General features: G+C 41.8%; 7 protein-coding genes and 1 riboswitch. Of the genes, 4 read left to right on the plus strand and 3 right to left on the minus strand.

Annotated elements, in window-relative coordinates; genetic code table 11:
• Positions 1 to 6 precede the first annotated feature (6 nt).
• A riboswitch (cyclic di-GMP riboswitch) is annotated at positions 7 to 89 on the minus strand.
• Between the two features lie 674 nt (positions 90 to 763).
• Positions 764 to 2,080 (plus strand): methyl-accepting chemotaxis protein, encoded by a 1,317-nt coding sequence (locus tag B4K20_RS08785; protein ID WP_289282610.1) that lies wholly within the window; start codon positions 764 to 766, stop codon positions 2,078 to 2,080.
• A gap of 69 nt (positions 2,081 to 2,149) precedes the next feature.
• Here B4K20_RS08785 and B4K20_RS08790 read toward each other — a convergent pair whose 3' ends face one another.
• The gene (locus tag B4K20_RS08790) at positions 2,150 to 2,704 is read right to left on the minus strand and encodes a TMEM165/GDT1 family protein (RefSeq protein ID WP_289244418.1); all 555 of its coding nucleotides are present in this window, start codon (positions 2,702 to 2,704) and stop codon (positions 2,150 to 2,152) included.
• A gap of 317 nt (positions 2,705 to 3,021) precedes the next feature.
• Here B4K20_RS08790 and alkB point away from each other — a divergent pair, with 317 nt between their 5' ends.
• The 3 genes from alkB to B4K20_RS08805 all read left to right on the plus strand — a co-directional run bounded on the left by alkB (position 3,022) and on the right by B4K20_RS08805 (position 7,503).
• The gene (alkB, locus tag B4K20_RS08795) at positions 3,022 to 3,642 is read left to right on the plus strand and encodes a DNA oxidative demethylase AlkB (RefSeq protein ID WP_289244419.1); all 621 of its coding nucleotides are present in this window, start codon (positions 3,022 to 3,024) and stop codon (positions 3,640 to 3,642) included.
• 251 nt (positions 3,643 to 3,893) lie between these two features.
• Positions 3,894 to 4,943, plus strand: a complete 1,050-nt coding sequence (locus B4K20_RS08800; RefSeq protein WP_286303765.1) for an HD domain-containing phosphohydrolase — start codon at positions 3,894 to 3,896, stop codon at positions 4,941 to 4,943.
• Complete coding sequence (locus tag B4K20_RS08805; RefSeq protein ID WP_289282611.1) at positions 4,927 to 7,503, plus strand: ATP-binding protein; 2,577 nt, start codon at positions 4,927 to 4,929, stop codon at positions 7,501 to 7,503. Before B4K20_RS08800 ends, B4K20_RS08805 begins: the two co-directional genes overlap by 17 nt.
• Here B4K20_RS08805 and B4K20_RS08810 read toward each other — a convergent pair.
• Positions 7,493 to 8,383, minus strand: a complete 891-nt coding sequence (locus B4K20_RS08810; RefSeq protein ID WP_289282612.1) for a crotonase/enoyl-CoA hydratase family protein — start codon at positions 8,381 to 8,383, stop codon at positions 7,493 to 7,495. The genes B4K20_RS08805 and B4K20_RS08810 overlap by 11 nt on opposite strands.
• Positions 8,384 to 8,596: 213 nt before the next feature.
• Positions 8,597 to 8,825: EAL domain-containing protein (locus B4K20_RS08815; protein WP_289282613.1), on the minus strand; the 229-nt coding region annotated here is incomplete at its 5' end.

The following is an 8,825-nucleotide window of genomic DNA, read 5'->3' on the forward strand; positions in this document are numbered from 1 at the left end:
TCCATGTCATGCAGCCCAGCCCTGATACCAATAATGTACAGCTGTCGGTTTTCCGTCCCTGACTCACATCAGGTTTGGCGTTAATGTATTGAATAAAAATTCGATAAATGAAGTTAGCTTCTGGTCACTCAAAACAGATGTATATTCATAAAAATCTGTTATTTACAGATTACTGGACTGGAATTAATAAAGATATCGTCCAAAAGTATGATTTTGTTCAAAGGGATTACTGAGCGTAGTAAGCCAGTCAAAGTTAGTGCTATCTTGACTGTTGCTACTATGTGGGCACTGTTACGCGTGCTCTAGGAGTGAATTAGATAAACAGAAACGCTATTAAAATCGAATCCATCAAAGCATCGCAGATAGCGTCCTCAGACTCATCCAAAAAGTAGATGAAGATACAAGTTTATTAAGCAATGGGCTCATTGGCTCGGCATATCAATATTTGAGACTTTGCACATAACACAGAACTATCTCAGCAGCGCTACTCATACGGTATCAATAGCTGCTGAAATAACCTGCTCAAGCGCGCCGAATTTGCTTCACCTCTATCTGTATCTTTTTCTACCATGAAGCATCTAGCATTTTTTCAATGTCACCCCATTATTTTGACTCATTCGCAAATTTTCCCTTTTTACTTATTTGATTCCTTAGAAAGGTGATGCAGCTCATATTTATCGAGTAACGAATTCATCTTTTCTTCATCACCGCCGACATATGATGTTTGCAACAACATTGCGAACAACACACAAGAGATATCATCATGTTTGGTAAGTCAAAACAATTAGCAGATCAAAACGCAGCATTGGAAAAACAGTTACAGCCATTGCTAGAAATGTTCACAGCTATGCAATCTTCATTGGCATTCATTGAATTTACTCCTGAGGGAGTAATAACCAAAGTGAACGATAATTTCTCACGCGTGACAGGTTATTCCTCAGCAGAGTTGATAGGACAGCACCATCAACTTCTATGTGATAAATCCGAAGTTGAATCTTCCAGATATAGAGACTTTTGGAAACATCTCAACAATGGTGAATCTTTTTCTGGAGAAGTATTACGCAAGCATAAAAATGGTCATGATATTTGGCTGGAAGCGAATTATTTCCCAATAAAAGACAGTGAGGATCGCGTCGTTAAAATTTTTAAGATAGCGAATGATGTCACCGCGCGTGTAGAGCATGCTCGTAGTAATGATAGTTTGCTGTCCGCAATCGATCGGTCAATGGCTATCATTGAGTTTGACATGAAAGGTCGCATCACCCATGCGAATCAGAATTTTCTTAATCTTATGGGATATACACTTGATGAAGTGAAAGGACAACACCATAAGATTTTTTGCGAATCAGACTATGTCAAAAGCGCCGAATACACGAAATTCTGGGAAAGCTTAAATGAGGGTCGTTTTGTTGCTGATAACTTTAAACGGATAACCAAATACCAATCAGAGGTGTGGCTTGAAGCGACCTACAACTCCATCTTTGACAGTAATGGCAAGCCGTACCGTGTCATAAAGTTTGCAACTGACATTACGGAAAAAGTTCGGCGTTCTGAGCAAGAAAAAGCTGCAGCTAACACGGCTTATACGGTTTCGCAGGAAACAGAGAAACTGTCATCCACAGGTGAAGAAATTATTTTCAAAACCATAGATAAGCTTGAGCAACTGAAACAACAGTTCAGTCACTCCTCAACAGAATTGGAGCAATTAGGTGTTGAAACAGCTCAAATATCATTTATCGTCAAAACGATCAGTGATATCACTGAACAAACAAATTTACTTGCTCTGAATGCCGCCATTGAAGCAGCCAGAGCTGGTGACAGTGGACGTGGATTTGCTGTTGTTGCAGATGAAGTTCGTTCACTGGCTACAAGAACATCTCAGTCGACAGCTGAAATCGCAACAATGATTAATAAAATTCAATCCAAGAGTGATTCAGTGATTAAAAGCATGTCAGGTAATATGTCCGGCGTAGAGTCTGGTGTAGAGCTAGCTAACAATGCTGGGAATACGATAAGTCAGATTAGAAGTGGCGCTCAGAGAGTGGTTGAAGTGGTAGAAAACTTCTCAAATCTTCGCTAATTACAGCTCCATGCTCAGAGCCACATTCATTAATGTGGCTCTCTATTTCGCTGATACGATTTCAGGCTTTTACCACGGCATGATACTTAAGCCGATAATCATAAACACCAAACTGGCTACCCACCTTGCCACTTTGAGAGGGATAATCTTCAACATCGCTTCGCCAGCATAAACGACGGGTATATTTGCCAGTAGCATCCCGATGGTGGTTCCCAGCGTTACCATGACAATATCTTGATAATTTGCCGCTAAAGCAATGGTTGCCACCTGTGTTTTGTCACCAATCTCAGCAATAAAAAATAAACCAGTCGTAACAAGAAAAGCGCCATATTTCTGATATTTGATGGCATCATCATCTTCTTTGTCTGGAATCAGTAACCAACCAGCCATCACAATAAAACTTAAGCCTAGTATCCACTGCCCTGTAGGACCAAGAATATACTGTCCCAGCCATGTGCCAAGCCAGGCTGATGCAGCATGGTTCAATAATGTAGCTACTAGAATACCAGCAACGATCGCTGATTTATGACTAAATCGTGCTGCTAACATTAAGGATAAAAGCTGGGTTTTATCGCCTATTTCAGCAAGTGAAACAGTCAAAGTAGAGGTAAGAAAAGCATCCATGATATAACTCCGGCGGGATAACAATACCAAGACAAACAACGACCTCCCGCCTGAGCGATCATTATTTGTCTTAGGTCTTGTCAATACCAGCAAGCTGGTACGAAACTGCCATGAACCTTGAGGGTTCAATTATGTTGACAGCTTCAAACACCGGTAGGTGAGTAGACTACTCCCCCAAGACGATTGCCATATTCTATCTTTTATAGAATGATTTAACTAGGTTTCTTACCGATTCATTAAGTAAAATAAACGCATCCGTTTGATTATTGGTGTGAAATTCCCGCGGCTGACAGCTCGACACAATCCTTTACCTCTCTATGATTAAAATTTCTGATCAAAGCTACCTTGTGAAAGGAGCAATCAAAACACAAGCCGACGAGCTATTAACAGAAATCGATCGCATCATCAGCTCATCTCCGTTAAGACAAATGCAGACAAAACGAGGTCACTATGTCGGCGCCAAAATGACCAACTGTGGTGAATGGGGCTGGGTAAGTGATAAGAAAGGTTATCGATACAGCCGTCTTGATCCATTAACCAATCAAGCTTGGCCAGCAATGCCGACGATGTTTAAAGCTCTGGCAATGGAGCTGGCTTCATCCGTTGGGTTTGATCATTTTCAACCAGATGTGTGTCTGATTAACCAATACATACCCAAAGTCGGAATGGGCTTACATCAAGACAAGGATGAACACGACTTGTCACAACCTATCGTTTCATTATCACTGGGCGTGCCTGCAATTTTCCAGTTTGGTGGTTTTAAACGCAGTGACCAAGTGAACTATCATCTACTCGAACATGGCGATGTGGTTATCTGGGGTGGCGTTGACCGCTTACGATTTCATGGTATACAACCCCTGAAACTTGGTCATCATCCACAAACTGGACAAACGCGATATAACCTGACGTTTCGTGATACAGGTAACATTATCGACTAGACTAACAATAGGCTTATACGCATAATGGGCTAGGCTATGTATCAAACTGACGTTTTCAATGAGCCATAGCTATCCAACTGTCAGCTTACAGGTTCCGTGAGCTATTTTTTTAGTGGCTTTACTGCAGGATGCACTATAAAAAAGCAAAGACAATCAGGTCCGTTACCTTGATTCAGCAAGATAAATCCATCATTCAAAGTTCATATGCAAACGCAAGGAGGCAAAGCATTCTGAAAAAATCAAAGCAGATATTGATCATTGATGATCAATCAACCGGTCGTACCATTCTAGAGCGCGTTATTCAGCAGGTGGCAGAAAATATCGATATCACGTCATTGAGTAGCCCAGAAGAGGGGCTGCGCTGGCTTAACGAGCATGAACCAGATCTGATTATTACTGATTACCGCATGCCAAACATGAATGGTGTGGAGTTTATCAAAAAGGTTCGTGCTTTAGCTCACTGCCAGACCGTTCCCATTGTCATGATTACAGTCGTGAGTGAGAAGTCGGTGCGTTATGAGGCGCTTGAAGCCGGTACAACCGCATTTCTCACCAGACCCATTGACCAAATCGAGTGTCGAACAACCTGCCGTAACCTGTTACAAATGCAAGAACAGCATCTGATCATTCAGGATCGTGCTGATTGGTTGGCCAGACAGGTAGAAATCGCTACGAAGAAAGTCGTCGACCGTGAAAAAGAAACATTATTAAGATTAGCCCGTGCCGGTGAATACCGCGATGAAGGAACAGGCAACCATGTCATTCGTATGGCAAAGTACGCACGTGAAATTGCGGCAGCATTGAATGTGTTTACACAACAAGAGTGTGAGGAATTAGAATACACGGCTCCGATGCATGATATTGGCAAAATTGGGATTCCAGACGGTATCTTACTCAAAGCAGGGCCACTGAATGAGTTTGAATGGGAGATCATGCAAACTCACACAACTATTGGTCATGCCATCCTTTCTGACAGTCAATCCCGGTATATGCAAACAGGTGCCGTTATCGCCTTGAATCACCATGAACGTTTTGATGGAAAAGGCTACCCAAATGGTCTGAAAGGACAGGATATCCCCCTCATTGCACGCGTGGTAGCCGTAGCTGATGTATTCGATGCATTAGTTTCTGCCCGGCCGTATAAGGCTCCATGGAGTACTGAAGAGGCTATTGATTACATACAAAACCAAGCTGGCAGTCATTTTGACCCCGACTGCGTTGATGCATTTATCAAAAGCCTTGATAAGATAAAAACGATTCAGGCTGAATATGCAGATGACCCCTATGAACGAATCACCTAAGGCAACACTGCAAAATAAAACGTTCTTTTCAGCCACCCTAGAACGCTTGCGCATACTATTGAGCAAAACAGGTGATAGTGAGCCTGAACAAGCTATTAAAGTTCGCTTAACAATCGGCTTGGGTATCCTTTTTTATTTTGCCTTGCCATGGAGTGATGGTGAGCGCCTTCAAGACACCTTACTGTCTCATCCAACACTGGTAACGCTTGCCTATTATGCTGGTGCCATGGCCATTGCCATAGCACTCATACGTAACCCACGCCCCTCTCCTATCAGACGCTTTGCCGGCATCTTGTTGGATTTAGGCTCATTGTCGATACTCATGTTCTATTCAGGGGATGAGAGTGTATTTCTTTTTATTCTCTATTTGTGGGTGATTCTCGGAAATGGGTTTCGCTACGGCACACAATATCTTTATCTCTCGTTATCCGTCGGTCTGATTGGTTTTAGCGTTGCCGTTGTTTATGGCCCTTATTGGCAACTACCTCAACATCAACTTATCGGTTACAGCTTATTACTCTTACTGATCGTTATCCCCTTATACTCTGCATTTTTAATCAACAAACTGCACGTTGCTATCAAAACAGCAAAGTTGGCGAATGAGGCAAAAAGCCGTTTTTTGGCAAATATGTCTCATGAACTCCGTACACCACTAAATGGTGTTATCGGCATTGCTGATCTACTTGGAGAAACCAAACTCAGTCCACAGCAATATGAGTTCGTCAACATCATGAGAAACTCAGCACAAACTTTGTCTGGTCTGATTGAAAATGTGCTGGATATTTCAAAAATTGAAGCGGGTAAGATTCATATCGCCAGAGAGAGCTTTGATTTACATTCGCTGATAAACAATGTCATTGAACTGCAGGCTATTATGGGGGAGTCAAAAGCGCTTCGAGTGAGTTATCACATAGATTCACGTATCGACTATCACCTAATTGGCGATCCTCAGCATTTGCAACAAGTCCTGATTAATCTGTTGGGTAATGCCATTAAATTTACTGATTCCGGTTCTGTAAAATTACTGTTAGAACAAAAAACCACTGATACAATAAGCAAAAAAACAAGAATTCGTTTTGAAGTTCGTGACACAGGCATAGGCATCGCAGAAGAGTATCTCGATAAGATCTTTGAAAACTTCACTCAGGCCAATATGTCGAACACCTCGAAGTATCAGGGCACAGGGCTTGGAACAACCATATCAAAACAACTCGTAGAACTCATGGGAGGAGAGATAGGTGTAAGAAGTGAATTAGGCAGAGGAACAACATTCTGGTTTGAATTGCCTTTTGACACCCACTCTGAATATGACTTGGAATTAAACCAACATAAAGTACTCATTCTGGCCACGGAGGCCACGACATCATCGTTACGTCAAAGCCTTGACACATGGAAACTTGATTATCACTTCGTCCAATCATCTGCACAAGCAATGTCAGTCTTGATGAACGCAGCCGAGCAAGAAACCCCTTATTCAACATTAATCATTGATAATGAATGCCTGGCCGGAATCAGTCCTGTCCAATATGCAAAATTGTTAGGCCAGGAGGAACGCCTTCAACACCTGTCTCTTGTGCTCATCAATCATCAAGCCAATGTATTACAAGATGATGACTTGAATCAGTTTTATCGCTCTGCGGTCAGTGATATCAATGATAAACGCACCTTATTTAACGCTATCCACTCTGCTGAGTCAGTCGTTTATAACGCTGATAAAGTCGTCAAGCTTAATGATTTTTATCAGGCTGAAGCCAGTGGCCAGACAAAACTGACCATTTTGATAGCGGAAGATAATAATGTTAATCAGCGTGTATTAGCCGGTCTGCTTGGACAGTTAGGACATAAACTCATTATTGCCAACACAGGCGAAGAGGCGATGAGTATGATTAGTGCTCGCTTTGATGACATAGACTTAATGGTGTTGGATATGAACATGCCTGGCTACTCTGGCATTGAAATCATTAAAGCAGCGCAATTTATCGATACATCAAGAAAAATACCGTCAATGATTCTCACTGCAGATGCCACTCCAGAAACTCGACAAAACTGTATTGATGCTGGGGCCGATGTTTTTCTGACTAAACCCATCGATTCAAAAATGCTGCTGTCCGAGGTAGCTAAAATTGAGAAATACTCTTCAGATAGTGCATCAACCAATTTACAACAATCAGTTTCTCAGGCCGAGACTAACGAGGACCCAATACTTGATCGCCACCTCATCCATGAACTAGAACAGTTAGGGGGCGGAGAAGACTTCATCAAAAGTCTGGTCAGTGGCTTTGAATATGATGGTCGTAAACATGTTGACATCATCAACAATGCCGTTTTTGATGACTATTATCAATTTCGTGAAAGCCTCCACGCATTAAAAGGTTCTTCAACAGAAATCGGTGCTATCAAATTAGCTGAATTAGCTCGTCAGGCAGAACAACTCAAACCAGAGCACGTCAACAGTCCTGAAATCAAGCAAGTCGCGCGCGATATCAAACAGGCATTTGATGAGGCATTAACGGCACTCAAACAAACCCTATCAGATCATCATTATGAGACTAAGCATTAACTGAGGCGCCAAGATCCACTTTACTTGTTTGACGCTGCACCAGACGCTGCATCATTCGTAAATCGCGAGGCTCTAATTTCAACGCGGCGTCTACCCAGATTTTAGTGATCGTCAATAATTCGTCATAGCTCACCGCATTACAGGCATCCTTAACTTGCCTCATGGCTCGGCGACTATTGACATTTTTGTTGGCTTTATCAATATAGCGATAGACCTCCAACTCACCTTGACCTTTTTCAGCAAGAATATCGACAACGCCTATCTCATAAAGCTCTTCAGCAGAATAGAGTTTTCCTTCCAGAATCATCTTTTCTGCTTTTGACGCGCCAATTTTTCTGGATAACAATGAAAAAGCGCCCATACCTGGAAACAAATTAAACAACACTTCTGGAAGGCCAAGTTTCGCGCCCTTTTCAGCAATTAACACGTTGCTTGATAAAGCAGATTCAAACCCGCCACCTAATGCATCACCTTTCACTAAAGCAATGGTCGTCAAATCACTATCAAGATGTGACATATTGGCATGCAGAACATTGATGCAACTGACAGCATATTCCAATAAACCATCAGCATCTTGTCGCTCGATAAGCTGTGAAAATAGACCTAGGTCTCCACCTAAATTGAAGATACCCTCCACATCAGATGCTAAGACAAGGTAGTCATATTTTTGTCCTTGAGTCAGTCGCATGTCTTGTTTCACACTTGAAAAATAACTCGCAATCTCACTTAACAATGTTGGAGTGAAACAGGGTCTCGGTTCACCATGCATACGAAACCAGCCTGTACGGTATTTTCTGTCGTAGTGGGTTGATAGTTGTGAAAATTGCTTTTGCTCGTGTTGTAAACGAGCGGCATCATCCATTTTTGCCAGGGCATTCATAAATCATCTCCTATACAGACTTAATCATCAAAAAAGTAAACTAACCTTGATATCTAAGTCTTTGCAGGAAATATGCCCAAATACGGAAAAACAAGAAAAACTTTTATTTGTTTTAAATCAACAGGATGAGTGAATTCAGTCTCTATCAGCAATCAAAATATGATGTCAATTATCTGACTCTGTTGACTCGATTAAACCACTGAAAATCGCTTTTTACTCTGCGTTGGCTGCTCTATTCTCTGAATACTGCAGGATTTGATCTATAGGCGCCGGTTTACCTAGGTGATATCCCTGTCCATAGTTCACACCTATCGCTTTGAGTTTTTGCCATATCTCTTCACTCTCGACAAACTCAGCGATGGTCTCCAACCCCATGACATGCCCAATATCGTTAATCGATTTAACCATTTCATAATCAAGTGGATCGACGTGCATATCTTTC

Source organism: Methylophaga sp. UBA5088 (genome assembly GCF_002414625.1).
Classification (GTDB): Bacteria; Pseudomonadota; Gammaproteobacteria; order Nitrosococcales; family Methylophagaceae; genus Methylophaga; species Methylophaga marina.